The organism is Pseudomonas sp. GW458-11-26-14-LB4 (assembly GCF_059423925.1).
In genome coordinates this window covers 277689-292871 of sequence record NZ_JBWKYU010000007.1, presented here as the reverse complement: position 1 = coordinate 292871, position 15183 = coordinate 277689, and the positions used below count along the sequence as shown (strand labels likewise).

The following is a 15183-nucleotide window of genomic DNA, read 5'->3' as shown; positions in this document are numbered from 1 at the left end:
AACCTACTTAACTCATTGAATCTCAAGGAGTTTTCCGTTTCGACTGCGCCGGAAGTGGGGCGAATTATAGAGACTCAAAATCTGCCGTCAACCCCTAATTTGCGTTTTCTATCAAGAGAGGGAAAAAGGCTGCTCCTATATAGACGCGAACGCAGTGAGTGCGCACTATATTGCCCAACACACCAGCTACTTCCTCGGATGATGCCACGCAATGAACGACCAACCTCGCAGCCTTGCCTCAACCCTGTTCCCGGTTGGCCTTCTATTAATAGCTATGGCATCAATCCAGTCCGGCGCTTCGCTGGCTAAAAGCATGTTCCCCATCGTGGGCGCCCAAGGCACAACGACGCTGCGTTTGATTTTCGCCAGCGTGATCATGCTGTTACTGCTCAAACCCTGGAGGGCGAAGCTGACAGCCAAGTCGCTGCGCACAGTGATTGTCTACGGGATGGCGCTGGGGGGGATGAACTTCCTCTTCTATATGTCGCTACGCACTGTTCCGCTCGGCATCGCAGTTGCCTTGGAGTTTACCGGCCCGCTGGCGGTCGCCATCTATGCCTCACGTCGCGCAATCGACTTTGTTTGGATTGCCCTGGCTGCAATCGGCTTGTTGCTATTGATACCGACTGGCGCTACGTCCGCGGGCATCGATCTGGTCGGTGCAGGTTATGCACTGGGAGCCGGCGTTTGCTGGGCGCTATACATTCTGTTCGGCCAAAAGGCCGGCGCAGATAACGGCGTGACCACCGCAGCGCTTGGCGTGATGATCGCAGCCCTGTTCGTCGCCCCCATCGGCATCGTCCATGCCGGCAGCGCACTGCTGACTCCGGCATTGATCCCGATCGCTATCGGCGTCGCGATCCTGTCTACCGCCCTCCCCTACACACTGGAAATGGTCGCCCTCACCCGCATGCCCGCCCGCACTTTCGGCACGCTGATGAGCATCGAACCGGCCTTTGGCGCGCTGTCGGGCCTGCTATTCCTTCAGGAATACCTTTCTTTGTCACAATGGATGGCGATCCTGTGCATTATTCTGGCCTCCGTCGGTGCAACCATGACCATGGGCAGCACTGCCAAACCCGCCATCGCCGCGGATTAAAAGGGGATTGAACGAAGGTCTGGCATTTGGCGCTCATTTAGGCCATGTTTAGCCTCGCAACCCAATGCCAGACATGGATTTTTTCGGATAGGGACATCGGAACGCGTCAAGCGAGAGCGCATACAGGCAGACCCGAGCGCCAGACTCGAGGCCGCCATAAGGACGGTAATGAAACGAATTTTGATACTGATCGCCATACTCGCCGTTGCGGGCTGCGCGGCGACGTCGAAGACCCAGGTCAAGCATGGCAAGAAAGGGCTGCACATCAACTGTTCGGGGTTGTCCTCTTCTTGGGACAAGTGCTACGCCAGCGCTGCAAACTCTTGCGCGCCGAAGGGCTACAAGGTAATCGCCAAATCAGGCGATACCGTGGAAGAACCGGGTGATTACCCCTTCGGCCTCAACCCCGCCGGCTATACCAGCCGCAGCATGATCGTCATCTGCAAATAAACCATCGCCACTAGTGCGTTCGCGAAGCGGCGAGCTGGTGTCCGATCTCCTCATGACAGGACTTCAGCACCCGTTGCTGAATCTTCGGTGACGCCAACATACGCGCCACCACCAGTGCCCCGACACATTGCGACAGAATCGCCCAGGCCAGGCTGTCGCTTTCCAGAATCTGCGCCCAACTTTCCTGAAGCTTACAAATCCAAAGCTCGGCCTGCTCCCGCACAACAATATCCGACCGCGCTATCTCGGCGCCCAGTGAAGGCAATGCGCAGCCCAGCTCAGGCTGCTCGACATGGGCCATGTTCAGATACAGTTTCAGGCACCGCTCCAGCCGTTCGCGATCCTGCGTACCCTGCCCGCCCAAGCGTTCAAGACTCTGGCACAACTCGCGCTCGACGATAGCCGCGAACAGGGCGTCCTTGGACGAGAAATGGCTGTAGAACGCGGCCCCGCTCAGGCCGATCGCCTTCATCAGGCCATCGACGCCCATTGATGAAAACCCGGTCTTTTTCGCAGACAGCGAGCTGCTTTGCAGGAGCTTTTCTTTGGTTTCCAGCTTGTGACCGGCGGAATACCGCATGTATTTGTCCTCACATTGAGTGCCTTGACGCTGAGCAAATCCTAGCATAACGTTCGTTCACTTAACGATCGTTTACTAAAGGGATCCGCCCATGAATAACAAGAAGGTCGTATTGGTTGTCGGTGCAGGTGATGCCACGGGCGGCGCCATCGCCAAGCGGTTCGCCAAGGAAGGTTTCGTCGCGTGCGTCACGCGGCGCAGCGCCGACAAATTGCAGCCGTTGGTGGAGGCGATTCAGGCGGACGGCGGTGAAGCCCACGGTTTTGCCTGCGATGCGCGCAAGGAAGAAGATGTAATTGCGCTGATCGAAGACATCGAAACCCGCCTCGGGCCGATTGAAGCATTCGTCTTCAACATCGGCGCCAACGTGCCCTGCAGCATCCTCGAAGAAACCGCACGCAAGTATTTCAAGATCTGGGAAATGGCCTGCTTCTCCGGATTCCTTAATGCCCGGGAAGTCGCCAAACGGATGGTGACCCGTAGCCGCGGCACTATCCTGTTCACCGGCGCAACTGCCGGATTACGCGGCGCCTCAGGCTTTGCCGCATTCGCCGGAGCCAAGCACGGTATCCGGGCTCTGGCACAGAGCATGGCCAGAGAGCTTGGCCCGATGAACATCCATGTCGCCCACGTCGTGGTCGACGGCGCCATCGATACCGACTTCATCCGCGACAATTTCCCTGACAAATATGCCACCAAGGATCAGGACGGTATTCTCAATCCCGACCACATCGCCGAGAACTACTGGTATCTGCATAGCCAGCCACGGGACGCCTGGACGTTCGAACTGGATCTGCGTCCGTGGAACGAGCGCTGGTAATCCCCCCAATAACAAAAACAGAGTGCAGCGAACATGAGCAAAACCGTGGAGTTCTATTTCGATCTCGGCAGCCCCGCCACCTACCTGGCGTATACCCAACTGCCGAAAATCTGCGCTGAAACCGGCAGCCAGTTGATCTACATTCCGATGTTGCTGGGCGGCGTCTTCAAAGCCACCGGCAACGCGTCGCCGGCAATGATCCCGGCCAAGGGTCGTTACATGTTTCAGGACCTGGACCGTTACGCCAAACGCTACGGCGTGCCCCTGAAATTCAACCCGCATTTCCCGATCAATACCCTGATGTTGATGCGTGCGGTCACCGGCATTCAACTGCGTGATCCCGATCGCTTTCAGGCGTTCATCGATTGCCTGTTCAAAGCGCTGTGGGTTGAAGGCCGCGCCCTTGATGAACCGTCAACAGTTGCCGCCGTGCTCACCGAACATGGCTTCAATCCTGAAGAAGTACTGGCATTGACCAACGATGAAGCAGTCAAGGCTGCGCTCAAAGACAACACCGAAACCGCCGTGAAGCGTGGCGTCTTCGGTGCGCCGAGCATGTTCATCGACAACCAGTTGTTCTTCGGTCAGGACCGGCTCGACTTCGTTGTGGAAGCCCTTCGCTAAATCTCCACGACCACACGCCCCTGAGCTGCTTTCGCTGCCAGCAGCTCATGGGCTTCTCCGGCGGTTTCCAGCGTGAACCGATGCGGATCGAGCATAGGTCGCAGCTGACCGGACTCAATCAGCGCGGCAGCCTGTCGCAAAATCTCGCCATGATGCTCACAGCCCCTGCCGGTCAGTAACGGCAACAAGGTGAACACGCCCGAATACGTCGCCCCACGAAACGACAACGGCGCAAGACTGTGCTGCCCCCAACCGAGGCAACTGAGTACATGCCCGCTGTAGATCCGTGCGGCCTTGAACGAGGCGTCCAGCGTATCGCCCCCGACCGTGTCATAGACAATGTCGAACCCCTCCCCCGCCGTGAACTCGGCGACATAGTTCTCCACCGAGCTCTCTCGATAATCAATGAACGTCGCGCCATACCCCTCGATGATCGAGCGTTGTCCCGCAGAACCCGTTGCATACACTTCAGCACCGAATGCACGGGCCAGTTGTACAGCCACATGCCCGACGCCGCCCGCTCCACCGTGAATCAATACTTTATGCCCCGCACTCATCCGAGCCCGATCCACCAGGCCTTCCCACGCCGTGACCAATATCAATGGCAGGCTCGCGGCCTCGCGCGGGCTCAGGTTCAAAGGCTTACGCGCCAGCAGTCGTGCGTCCACCACTGCAAACTCGGCCAACGAACCTTGCGCGCCACCAATGCCTGTGGCCAACGCATACACCTCGTCGCCCGGCGCCCAATTCTGCACGCCCTCACCCACCGCTTCGACCACACCCGCCAGATCCAGCCCCAATACCGCCGGCAACGGTTGCCGGGCATGGGCGGCCTGCCCCGCACGGATTTTCAGATCCAGCGGATTCACACCGCTGGCCTTGATCCGCACCAGTACCTGCCCGGCCTCTGCCACGGGGCGCTCAAGGGAAACCAAGCGTAACGGCCCGTTCGCGGTGTCCACTATCAGGGCTTTCATGTTGAGTGAGTCAGTCATTTCGGTCATTCCTGTGGGAGAAAGTGAAGCCATGCTCCCGCAGCAGACCCATGCCGATAAGACGTCAAATGACTATAGTGAGCATGCCGAATCGGCATGAATGAGGCGCTTCATGGACAAGCTCAACGCAATGGCCATCTTCGTCCGGGTGGTCGAACGCGGCAGTTTCTCCGCCGTTGCCCGGGAACTGCACACCACCCAGCCGACCATCAGCAAAGTCCTGCGCGCCCTTGAGAATGAATTGGGCGGCAAGCTGATTGCCCGCAGTACACGCAAGCTGTCACTGACCGATGAAGGTCAGCGGTACTACAACGAATGCCGAAATATCCTCGCCGCCGTGGATGCCGCCGAGCACAGTTTCCAGTCCGGCAGGGAAACCGTGGCCGGTCCTTTACGGATTGGCTCCTCCGTCAGTTTCGGCCGTTTGCAGATCGCCTCGCGACTGGCGGAATTTCTGCAGCGCTATCCGCAGGTGCAGATCGACCTGCAACTGAGCGATCAGAATCTGGATCTGGTCAGCGAAGGCCTGGACGTCAGCCTGCGCATCGGTGAGCTGAACGACAGCGGCATGATCGCCCGACGCATCGGCACCACCCACCGGCTCACGGTGGCGACGCCCGATTACCTGCAACGCAACGGTCACCCACAATCACCTCAGGATCTTGCGCAGCACAACTGCCTGCAATTCAACCTGCTCAGCACTCAGAACCTGTGGACCTACGAGAGGGATGGCCAGCACCACGACGTACGCATCCAGGGCAACGCCCAGAGCAACAACTCGGAAGCGATCCGAGAAATGGTCTTGGGAGGATTGGGGATTTCGCTGTCACCGGTCTGGCTGTTCAGCGAAGATTTGAAGGCGGGTCGAGTGGTCGCCCTGTTGCAGGACTACCAGACGTTACCGCTGCCGATTCACGCCGTGTCCCCGGCGAACCGTCGCCAGTCCGCCAGGGTCAACGCGTTTGTCGATTTCATGACCCAGGCGCTGGCTGCAGCGCCCGAGCTTCAACCTGTTAAATAGCAGCAGTACGCGTGTTCAACCATTGCAGTGCCGCGCCTTCAAGCAGCGGACTCAGGCGCTCGCGCACTTCGGCGTGATAGGCGTTAAACCACTGTTTCTCTTCCTGCGTCAGCAACGACGGCTCCAGGCAGCGAGTGTCGATCGGGCACAGGGTCAGGGTTTCGAACTTGAGGAACTCGCCGAACTCGCTGCTTCCCGCTTCAACGTTCATCGCCAGGTTCTCGATCCGCACACCCCAGCGGCCCGGACGATAAGTGCCCGGTTCAATGGAAGTGATCATCCCTGGTTGCATGGCAGTTTGCGGCGCCGGCGCCGCCTGATAGGCGATCACCTGCGGACCTTCGTGAACGTTGAGGAAATAACCCACGCCGTGGCCGGTGCCATGACCATAGTCGACGTTCTCTGCCCAGATCGGCGCGCGGGCAATCGCATCCAGCAGCGGCGACAGAATGCCTTTCGGGAAATGTGCGCGGGACAAGGCAATCACGCCTTTCAGCACACGAGTGCAATCGCGCTTCTGCTCTTCGGTTGGCGTACCAACAGCCACCATGCGCGTGATGTCGGTAGTGCCGCCCAGGTATTGACCACCGGAATCGATCAGCAACAATCCATCACCCTCGATCACCGCGTGCTCCTCCGGGGTGGCGTGGTAATGCGGCATCGCGCCGTTGGCGTTGAATGCGGCGATGGTGTTGAAACTCAGCGACACATAATCCGGACGACGCTCACGAGCAGCAGTGAGTTTCTCGTCAATGGTCAGCTCGGTAATGCGCTCGCGACCCCAGGCCGATTCCAGCCAGGTGAAAAACTCGCACAGCGCCGCGCCATCCTGCTCCATCGCCTGACGAATGTGCCCGGCATCCGCCAGGCTCTTCTGCGACTTGGCCAGTGTGGTCGGGTTCAGGCCTTCGACCAGCTTCACGCCAGTGTCGAGGTTATCCAGCAGACCGCTGGTGACCCGCGCCGGATCCACCAGCAGGCTCGCGCCACTCGGAATAGCACGCAAGGCGTCAGCGACTTCGCTGTAGTCACGCAGGGTCACGCCGTCTTTTTCCAGCACGGCACGCAGCTCAGCATCGACCTTGCTCAGTGCCACAAACAGCGTGGCTTGTTGCTGGCTGATCAGCGCGAAGGAAACGAATACCGGATTGAACGACACATCGCCGCCGCGCAGGTTGAACAGCCAGGCGATGTCGTCGAGGGTGGCGATGAAGTGCCAGTCAGCACCGCGCTCCTGCAGGGTTTCGCGCAGTTTGCCGAGTTTCTCGCCACGGCTGACAGTCGCCTGCGGTGGCAGGTGCTGGTAGATCGGCGCATTCGGCAGCGCCGGGCGATCGCTCCAGACTTCTTTCAACAAGTCGATGTCGGTACGCAGACTGGCGCCCCGCGCTTCGAGCTTGCTGCCCAGCGTACGCGCCGATGCGACGGCCATCACTGCGCCGTCGACCGCGACCACGCCGCCTTTCGGTGTCTGCTCGGCCAGCCAGTCCAGCGGGCTCGGCTGACCCGGTTGCAGTTTCACCAGCTCAATGCCGCTGCCCTTGAGTTCCTTGGTCGCCTGTTCCCAGTAGCGACTGTCGGCCCAGACCCCGGCGAAATCGGTGGTGACAATCAATGTGCCAACCGAGCCATGGAAACCCGACAGCCATTGCCGGCCCTGCCAGTAACCCGGCAGATATTCCGACAGGTGCGGATCGGCGGACGGCACCAGCAACGCGTGGATACCTTCGCGACGCATCAGTTCACGGGTGTGCGCGAGGCGCTGGGGAACCGTTCCTTCGGTCAAAGTCTGGGTACTCATCATGTCTCCTGCCAATCACTTCATCGTTATTGTTCGGTGCCGTTCGAAGCCGGCTCGTTAAAGCCCTGTCGCCCAGAATGCCGGAGCACTGGCGCAGGCGGTCTTGATCAGATCTACAGCCTTGTCGATGTCCTCGGCGGTGGTGAAACGACCGAGGCTCAGACGAATCGTGCGTCCCGCCAGGTGGGCGTCATGCCCCAGTGCCAGCAAGACGTGGGACGGTGTGTTGCTGGCGGAATTGCAGGCCGAGGTCGCGGAAAACGCGATCGAATGGTTCAGCGCCGCCGGATTGAACTCGCCTTCGCTGAAGGTCAGGCTCAAGGTGTGCGGGATACGTTGGGTGGAACTGCCATTGAGGCGTACGCCAGGCAGGCTCAACAGTTGTTCGAGTAGTCGCTCGCGCAACGCAACGATGGTTTTCTTCTCGTCATCAAACGCCTCGGCGGCCAAGGCGAATGCCGAGCCCATGGCAGCAATCTGGTGAGTCGCCAGGGTACCGGAACGCAAGCCGCCCTCGTGGCCACCACCGTGAATCTGCGCCTGCAACCGCTGCTGCGCACGCGGACCGACGTACAGCGCGCCGATGCCTTTGGGGCCGTAGAGCTTGTGCGCCGAGAACGACATAAGATCCACCGGCCATTGCGCCAGATCGATCGCGACCTTGCCGGCGCCCTGGGCCGCATCGACGTGGAACAACGCTCCACGCCCACGCACCACTTCGCCGATGGCCGGGATGTCGTTGACGGTGCCGAGTTCGTTGTTGACCAGCATCAGCGACACCAGAAAGGTGTCATCGCGCATCGCTTCGCTGACCGCTTGCGGGGTAATCAGGCCTTCGGCGTCCGGTACCAGATAGGTCACGGCGACACCGGCGTCCTGCAATTGCCGGGCGGTGTCGAGGATGGCCTTGTGTTCAATCTGACTGGTGATGATGTGCCCGCCGGACACACCACGAGCCTGAGCCACGCCTTTAAGGGCGAGGTTGTTGGATTCTGTAGCGCCGGAGGTCCAGACGATCTGCTGCGCCTGGGCGCCGACCAGTTCGGCGACTTGCCGGCGAGCGTTCTCGACCGTTTGCCGGGCCTGCTGGCCGAAGGCGTGGGAACTGGAGGCCGGGTTGCCGAAGTTACCGTTGAAACCCAGACACTCGATCATCACCTGGATGACCCGCTCGTCCACCGGAGTGGTGGCGGCGTAATCGAAATACAGCGGACGTGTGTTCATAAAAAGACTCGCAGAGCGTGTTCCGGGATCAGGAAGCTCGTGTCTACAAACGGCACGACGCAGCCTTGTGAGCTGCGTCCGGGTTCGAGAGCGTCATCAATACCTGATCGGATGCCGTTAAAGAAGAACAACTTCATTTAAAAGTGCGTAGGAACGCTCCTGAACGCGACTTTAACAGGCATCAGGCCGGCGGTTGTAGCACTGCGTCAGCTAAAGCTTTCAAGGAGTAACGGATACAGCGAAATCACCAGCAGCGCCGCCATACCCCAGTTGAACACCCGCAACCAGCGGCGATCCTTCAGTACGTTGCGCAACAGAGTCCCGCACGCGGCCCAGACGCCGACGCTCGGCAGGTTGATGATGGCGAACACTGCCGCAATCACGATCACGTTGGTGAAATAACCCTGCATCGGCGTATAGGTGCTGATGGCACCGATGGCCATGATCCACGCCTTGGGATTGACCCACTGGAAGGCTGCCGCACCGAGATAGCTGATCGGTTTTGCCTCGCCCTGCTCGCTGTCGCCGACGGGGCCGGAATGGGCGATTTTCCACGCCAGGTACAGCAAGTACGCCGCGCCGACGTAACGCAGAACCGTATAAAGCAGCGGATAAGTCTGAAACACCGCGCCCAGGCCAAAACCCACCGCCACCACCAGCACGAAGAAACCGCAGGTAATGCCGAGCATATGGGGAATGGTGCGGTTAAAGCCGAAGTTCACGCCCGATGCCAGCAACATGGTGTTGTTCGGCCCCGGTGTGATCGAGGTGACAAGGGCAAACAGGGCGAAGCCCAGCAGCAGGTCGAGCGAGAGGGTCATGGCAGGCAGTCCGTCAGGGTCATTCAGGTGTTGACCCTATCCCACGGCGCCGTGCAAACCCACGGACAGTTGGGTAAAACTTCAAGCAGTACAGTTACGAATCAGCTTGGACGACCGTGCAGCTGTACGGCCCGCTCGGCGCTCATCTCACCTTTGCTATCAAACCCGAAAGTCTTCTGTGGCTGGCCGAGCAATTCGGCTTTTTTCGCATGATATTCCTCGAAGGAAAGACCGCGACGGTTCAAGGTTTCAAGGGCCAGTTCGCGGGTTTCTTCCGCCGTGTAAGGGCGCAGTTCCGGGGAAACATGGCTCGCGCAACCGGCGAGAACGGAGACAGCGAGCATCAGCGAAACAGTCAGTAAACGATTCATGGGAGCGTCCTGGCGAGCAGTGTGGGTCGATGGAGAAAGGCTACGCCCGGGCACGCTTTGGCAGAAATCAACGCTCTCAATAGTGGCTATCAGAATTCGAACAGTATTCCCCTTTATATTCTAAAAAGACCTATCAATATCAATTAACAGTCTTTTACGGAATAAAAGTCAGCCTTTATAAATCCCTCATCGCGTTCGGCACTGTTGCTCCAGCAACTGTTTCCCAGGCAACAGTGGTTCAACAAACCGGCCTGAAAGTCACATGAGCACAGCCACCGAAAACGCTCAAAGCCCCGGAATACGGGCCTTACAGGAATTGGTACAGCGCTTGCTCTGCTCCAGTGACTACTCACTGCTCGCCGAGCAACTGTTGAAAAAGGAACTGACCATGTCGCGTCCACTGAAAGTCGTCGCCCTGTCCGGCGGAACCTGGCGTCCGTCCCGCACCCTGGTGCTGACCCAGGCCCTGCTGGCCGAATTGTCCGGGCACCTGCCGGTCGAGAGTCACCTGATCGAACTCGGTGACATCGCCCGCCCGCTGGGCGCCGCACTGTCCCGTCAAGAACTGCCGGCCGAGATCGAAGCCGAGCTGCAGGCCATCGAACAGGCTGATCTGCTGATCGTCGCCGCGCCGGTGTATCGCGGCTCCTATCCGGGGCTGCTCAAGCATTTGTTCGACCTGATCGACCTGAATGCGCTGATCGACACACCTGTGCTGCTCGCCGCCACTGGTGGCAGCGAACGCCATGCGCTGGTGCTCGATCACCAGTTGCGCCCGCTGTTCAGTTTCTTCCAGGCCGTGACCCTGCCGATCGGTGTGTACGCCACCGAAGCCGATTTCGCCGACTACCAGATCACCAGCGAACCGCTAAAAGCGCGCATCCGCCTGGCCGCCGAACGCGCGGCGCCGCTGTTCGGCACTCACCTCAAACCGTTGCTGAAAATCGCTTAAGGAGCTGTTCATGGATGTTTTCTGGTTCCTGCCGACCCACGGCGACGGTCACTATCTGGGCACCACCCAAGGCGCGCGCCCGGTCACCCTCAATTACTTGAAACAGGTGGCGCAAGCCGCCGACAGCCTCGGTTACCACGGCGTGCTGATTCCCACAGGGCGTTCCTGCGAAGACTCGTGGGTGATCGCCTCGGCGCTGGTGCCGCTCACCGAACGCCTGCGTTATCTGGTGGCGATCCGTCCGGGAATCATCTCGCCGACCGTCTCGGCGCGCATGGCCGCGACCCTGGATCGACTGTCCAATGGCCGCTTGCTGATCAACGTTGTGACCGGCGGTGACCCCGACGAAAACCGTGGCGACGGCAGTTTCCTCAGCCACAGCGAACGCTACGAAGTCACCGACGAATTCCTGAAAATCTGGCGCCGGGTGTTGCAAGGCGAAGCGGTGGATTTCGAAGGCAAACACCTGAAGGTGCAGAACGCCAAAGCCCTGTATCCGCCAGTGCAGAAACCCTATCCACCGCTGTACTTCGGCGGCTCCTCCGACGCGGCCCACGATCTGGCCGCCGAGCAGGTTGACGTGTACCTGACCTGGGGCGAACCACCGGCCGCCGTCGCCGAAAAACTCGCCGATGTACGCGAACGCGCCGCGCGTCACGGGCGCAAAGTGAAGTTCGGCATCCGCCTGCACGTGATCGTGCGCGAGACCGCCGAAGAAGCTTGGAAAGCCGCCGACAAACTGATCGAGCACATCAGCGACGAAACCATCGAGGCCGCGCAGAAATCCTTTTCGCGCTTCGACTCCGAAGGCCAGCGGCGCATGGCCGCCCTGCACGACGGGCGCCGCGACAACCTGGAAATCGCCCCCAACCTGTGGGCCGGCGTCGGCCTGGTGCGCGGCGGTGCCGGTACTGCATTGGTCGGCGATCCGCAGCAGGTGGCGGCGCGAATCAAGGAATACGCGGATCTGGGCATCGAGAGCTTCATCTTCTCCGGCTACCCGCATCTCGAAGAGGCCTACCGCTTTGCCGAGCTGGTGTTCCCGTTGTTGCCCGAGCCGTATGCAAGCCTGGCCGGACGCGGCGTGACCAACCTCACCGGGCCGTTTGGCGAAATGATCGCCAACGATGTTTTGCCCGCCAAAGCCAACACCTGAGGAAGACCGAGTGACTGCCAAACCGCAAAGCACCCTGCTCTCCCCATTGCAGACCGCCCGCCAACTGGCCGCCGAATTTGCCCTGACCGCCGTCGAGCGCGACGAGCGTGGCGGCACCCCGAAAGCCGAACGTGATGCCCTGCGCGACAGCGGTCTGCTGGCCCTGAGCATTCCCACCCGTTACGGCGGCCTCGGCGCGCGCTGGAGCGAAACGCTGGAAGTGGTGCGCGAGTTCGCCAGGGTCGACAGCTCGATCGCCCACGTCTTCGGTTTTCATCATTTGATGCTCGCCACCGTGCGGCTGTTTTCCCGCCCGGAACAATGGCAACCGTGGTTCGAACAGACCGCGCGGCAGAACTGGTTCTGGGGCAACGCGCTCAATCCGCTGGACACCCGCACCGTGGTCAAGGATCTGGGCGGCTGGCGCGAGTTTTCCGGCAAGAAAAGCTTCTGCTCCGGCGCCAGCGATTCGCAAATGCTGATCGCCTCGGCGGTGGACGAAAGCAACGGCGGCAAACTGCTGATCGCGGCAATCCCCAGCGGCCGCAGCGGCATCACCCTGCACAACGACTGGAACAACATCGGCCAGCGCCAGACCGACAGCGGCAGCGCCACGTTCGAACGGGTGCGGGTCGAAGAATCGGAACTGCTGCTGGATCCGGGGCCGCTGAGTACACCGTTCGCCTGTCTGCGCCCGTTGATCGCACAACTGACGTTCACCCACATGTTTCTCGGCATTGCCGAAGGGGCTTTTGAAGAAGCGCGGCAATACACCCTCAGCGAAACCCGTGTCTGGCACAAATCCTCGGTGCGCGAGGTACGTGAGGATCCTTATGTGCTGGCCCATTACGGCGAGTTTTGGGTCGCCCTCGAAGGCATCCGATTGCTGGTGGAACGCGCCGCTGCGTTGCTCGACGAGGCCTGGGCCAAAGGCCCGAACCTGAGCGCCGAAGAACGCGGCCATCTGGCCACGGCGATTGCCACAGCGAAGGTCGCCGCCAGCCGCCAGGGCCTGGAGATTTGCAGCCGATTGTTCGAAGTCACCGGCGCCCGTTCGACCCACGCCTCGCTGCGCCTCGACCGACACTGGCGCAACCTGCGCACGCAAACCCTGCACGACCCGCTGGATTACAAACTCCACGAGCTGGGCGACTGGGCACTGAACCAGTCCCTGCCGGTGCCGACGTTCTATTCCTGATTTCCTTTCGTGGAGCGAGACCCATGCAACTGCTGACCCTGCCGCCCTCACCCGCCCTGGCCACTTCGATTCGCGCCACCGCCCAGGTGTTCGAAGACCCGAAATCCCAGGCCCTGCTTGCGCATCTGCAACAGGTCGCGCCGAGCGAAGCCAGTGTGCTGATCATCGGCGAAACCGGCACCGGCAAAGAGTTGGTGGCGCGGCACATCCACAACCTGAGCAACCGGCGCAACCGACCGTTCATTGCGGTGAACTGCGGGGCGTTTTCCGAATCGCTGGTGGAAGCCGAACTGTTCGGCCACGAAAAAGGCGCCTTCACCGGTGCCCTCAGCGCCAAGGCCGGTTGGTTCGAAGAGGCGGATGGCGGCACTTTGTTCCTCGATGAAATCGGCGATCTGCCGATGGCCATTCAGGTCAAGTTGCTGCGGGTCTTGCAGGAGCGTGAAGTGGTGCGCCTGGGTTCGCGCAAGAGCATCCCCATCGATGTGCGGGTGCTGGCGGCAACCAACGTGCAACTGGAGAAAGCCATCAACGCCGGGCATTTCCGCGAGGATCTGTATTACCGGCTGAACGTGGTCAATCTGGAACTGAGCCCGTTGCGCGAGCGGCCCGGCGACATCCTGCCGCTGACCCGGCATTTCATCGCGGCCTACAGTCAGCGCCTGGGTTACGGACGCATCACCATCAGCCCCGGCGCCGAGCACAAGCTGCGCGGCTACAGTTGGCCGGGCAACATCCGCGAACTGGAAAACGTCATCCATCACACGCTGTTGATCTGCCGTAACGGCGTGATCGAACGCGATGATCTGCGCCTGTCGAACCTGCGCATTGATCGTCCCGACGATCAGCACACGACTGCCGACGACTCACCGGAAGCGCTGCTGGAACGCGCCTTCCAGAAACTCTTCGAACAACAGGCCGGCGCCCTGCATGAGAAGGTCGAAGACGCGTTGCTGCGCGCAGCTTATCGCTTCTGCCATTACAACCAGGTGCACACCGCGTCCCTGCTCGGACTTAGCCGCAACGTCACCCGCACGCGGCTGATCAAGATCGGCGAACTGGCGGTGAACAAGCGGCGGCCCACGGAAAACCTGCAAGGCGAGCGCTTGATCCAGCTGTCGATCTAGCCGACCAGTTGGCAGTGCAAACCATCGTCGTGACTGCGGGCGATGCTGCTCAGCACCTGGAATGAACCGAAGGTCACGGTTCGCGCCTGATGCGTGCGGATCAGTTGCCAGAAATCCTGCTCACCGGTTTCGAAACTCTGGAACGCCGCCTCCCCCGCCTCGCGGGACTGCCATTGCAGAAAGCTCAACACTCGCCGGCCATCGTCGCTGGCCTGGACGCTGGCGCTGACGAAACCGGCGTAACGCTGGGCCAGACGTTCGGTCTGCACCGCCAGCGCCGAGACCAGCGCCGGTTGCTGGCCGGGTTCGATTTCAAATTCGATCAATTGGGTAAAGCTGCGGTTTTTCGCTGGTGCTTGCATGACATCCCCACTCTGTCAGACGAATCTTGCGATTCGAAGGCCTGCAGGGTAAAACCTCGAGTTAACTAGAGGTCAAGGGGCAATTTGCAGATGATCACTGCGCAAAATGTGCACAAACAATTGACCGTGGGCGAAGTCGCGGCCCGCAGCGGCGTGGCGGTCACCGCCCTGCACTTTTATGAATCCAAGGGTTTGATCAAAAGCCAGCGCAATGCCGGCAACCAGCGGCGTTATCCACGGGAAGTGCTGCGGCGGGTCGCGTTGATCAAAGTGGCGCAACGCCTGGGCATTCCGCTGGCGGAAATCGGCGAGGCGTTAAAACAGCTACCGGACAACCGCGCGCCGACGGCGGCGGATTGGAAAGTGTTGTCGGAGCAGTGGCGGCGGGAGCTGGACGAGCGGATCAATCAGTTGATGCTGTTGCGGGACCGGCTGACCGGTTGCATCGGTTGCGGATGCCTGTCGATGGAAGCCTGCCCGCTGCGCAATCAGGGCGATGTGCTGGGCGAGCAAGGGCCGGGGGCGCACTTTCTCGACGTACCCAAGTGAGGGTTCCCATGCCGTGGGAACCCTCAATTCGAT

Annotated in this window: 17 protein-coding genes; 10 read left to right on the top strand and 7 right to left on the bottom strand. The window is 60.4% G+C overall.

Annotation, left to right across the window (positions count from 1 at the left end):
• Positions 1–211 precede the first annotated feature (211 nt).
• Both rhtA and AC07XZ_RS12230 read left to right on the top strand, forming a co-directional pair.
• Positions 212–1099, top strand: coding sequence for a threonine/homoserine exporter RhtA (gene rhtA / locus AC07XZ_RS12235; RefSeq protein WP_085744902.1), 888 nt, complete (start codon positions 212–214; stop codon positions 1097–1099).
• A gap of 168 nt (positions 1100–1267) precedes the next feature.
• Positions 1268–1549, top strand: a complete 282-nt coding sequence (locus AC07XZ_RS12230) for a hypothetical protein (RefSeq protein WP_007955851.1) — start codon at positions 1268–1270, stop codon at positions 1547–1549.
• Between the two features lie 10 nt (positions 1550–1559).
• Here the strand turns inward: AC07XZ_RS12230 and AC07XZ_RS12225 are convergent, their stop codons facing one another.
• A complete protein-coding gene (locus AC07XZ_RS12225; protein ID WP_102686414.1) occupies positions 1560–2129 on the bottom strand; it encodes a TetR/AcrR family transcriptional regulator in 570 nt (189 codons plus the stop codon).
• Between the two features lie 91 nt (positions 2130–2220).
• Between AC07XZ_RS12225 and AC07XZ_RS12220 the strand changes: the two genes are divergently transcribed.
• Positions 2221–2949, top strand: a complete 729-nt coding sequence (locus AC07XZ_RS12220) for an SDR family oxidoreductase (protein WP_102686415.1) — start codon at positions 2221–2223, stop codon at positions 2947–2949.
• A gap of 33 nt (positions 2950–2982) precedes the next feature.
• A complete protein-coding gene (locus AC07XZ_RS12215; protein WP_102686416.1) occupies positions 2983–3573 on the top strand; it encodes a 2-hydroxychromene-2-carboxylate isomerase in 591 nt (196 codons plus the stop codon).
• Here AC07XZ_RS12215 and AC07XZ_RS12210 read toward each other — a convergent pair.
• Complete coding sequence (locus AC07XZ_RS12210) at positions 3570–4568, bottom strand: zinc-dependent alcohol dehydrogenase family protein (protein WP_102686417.1); 999 nt, start codon at positions 4566–4568, stop codon at positions 3570–3572. The two genes, AC07XZ_RS12215 and AC07XZ_RS12210, sit on opposite strands and share 4 nt — an antisense overlap.
• A gap of 112 nt (positions 4569–4680) precedes the next feature.
• On the opposite strand from AC07XZ_RS12210, the gene AC07XZ_RS12205 reads away from it, so the two are divergent.
• A complete protein-coding gene (locus AC07XZ_RS12205) occupies positions 4681–5589 on the top strand; it encodes a LysR family transcriptional regulator (protein WP_102686418.1) in 909 nt (302 codons plus the stop codon).
• Here the strand turns inward: AC07XZ_RS12205 and AC07XZ_RS12200 are convergent.
• From AC07XZ_RS12200 to AC07XZ_RS12185, 4 genes are all read right to left on the bottom strand, one after another.
• Positions 5582–7390, bottom strand: a complete 1809-nt coding sequence (locus AC07XZ_RS12200; RefSeq protein ID WP_102686419.1) for an aminopeptidase P family protein — start codon at positions 7388–7390, stop codon at positions 5582–5584. The two genes, AC07XZ_RS12205 and AC07XZ_RS12200, sit on opposite strands and share 8 nt — an antisense overlap.
• A 57-nt stretch (positions 7391–7447) precedes the next feature.
• A complete protein-coding gene (locus AC07XZ_RS12195) occupies positions 7448–8614 on the bottom strand; it encodes an aminotransferase class V-fold PLP-dependent enzyme (protein ID WP_102686420.1) in 1167 nt (388 codons plus the stop codon).
• 206 nt (positions 8615–8820) lie between these two features.
• Positions 8821–9435: a LysE family translocator gene (locus AC07XZ_RS12190; RefSeq protein WP_007955835.1), complete on the bottom strand. Its 615-nt coding sequence runs from the start codon at positions 9433–9435 to the stop codon at positions 8821–8823.
• Positions 9436–9536: 101 nt separating this feature from the next.
• The gene (locus AC07XZ_RS12185; RefSeq protein WP_085744911.1) at positions 9537–9806 is read right to left on the bottom strand and encodes a hypothetical protein; all 270 of its coding nucleotides are present in this window, start codon (positions 9804–9806) and stop codon (positions 9537–9539) included.
• Between the two features lie 388 nt (positions 9807–10194).
• On the opposite strand from AC07XZ_RS12185, the gene msuE reads away from it, so the two are divergent.
• The 4 genes from msuE to AC07XZ_RS12165 are packed head-to-tail and all read left to right on the top strand — an operon-like array spanning position 10195 to position 14239.
• The gene (gene msuE, locus AC07XZ_RS12180; RefSeq protein ID WP_064378551.1) at positions 10195–10758 is read left to right on the top strand and encodes an FMN reductase; all 564 of its coding nucleotides are present in this window, start codon (positions 10195–10197) and stop codon (positions 10756–10758) included.
• Positions 10759–10768: 10 nt separating this feature from the next.
• Positions 10769–11914: an FMNH2-dependent alkanesulfonate monooxygenase gene (gene ssuD, locus AC07XZ_RS12175; RefSeq protein WP_102686421.1), complete on the top strand. Its 1146-nt coding sequence runs from the start codon at positions 10769–10771 to the stop codon at positions 11912–11914.
• A gap of 10 nt (positions 11915–11924) precedes the next feature.
• Entirely contained in the window at positions 11925–13112 is a 1188-nt protein-coding gene (locus tag AC07XZ_RS12170; RefSeq protein ID WP_102686422.1) for an acyl-CoA dehydrogenase family protein, read from the top strand.
• Between the two features lie 23 nt (positions 13113–13135).
• Positions 13136–14239: a sigma-54 interaction domain-containing protein gene (locus tag AC07XZ_RS12165; protein WP_102686423.1), complete on the top strand. Its 1104-nt coding sequence runs from the start codon at positions 13136–13138 to the stop codon at positions 14237–14239.
• Here AC07XZ_RS12165 and AC07XZ_RS12160 read toward each other — a convergent pair.
• The gene (locus tag AC07XZ_RS12160) at positions 14236–14601 is read right to left on the bottom strand and encodes an antibiotic biosynthesis monooxygenase (RefSeq protein WP_007955823.1); all 366 of its coding nucleotides are present in this window, start codon (positions 14599–14601) and stop codon (positions 14236–14238) included. The genes AC07XZ_RS12165 and AC07XZ_RS12160 overlap by 4 nt on opposite strands.
• A gap of 90 nt (positions 14602–14691) precedes the next feature.
• Here AC07XZ_RS12160 and soxR point away from each other — a divergent pair, with 90 nt between their 5' ends.
• A complete protein-coding gene (gene soxR, locus AC07XZ_RS12155; protein WP_102686424.1) occupies positions 14692–15150 on the top strand; it encodes a redox-sensitive transcriptional activator SoxR in 459 nt (152 codons plus the stop codon).
• The last annotated feature ends 33 nt before the right edge of the window (positions 15151–15183 follow it).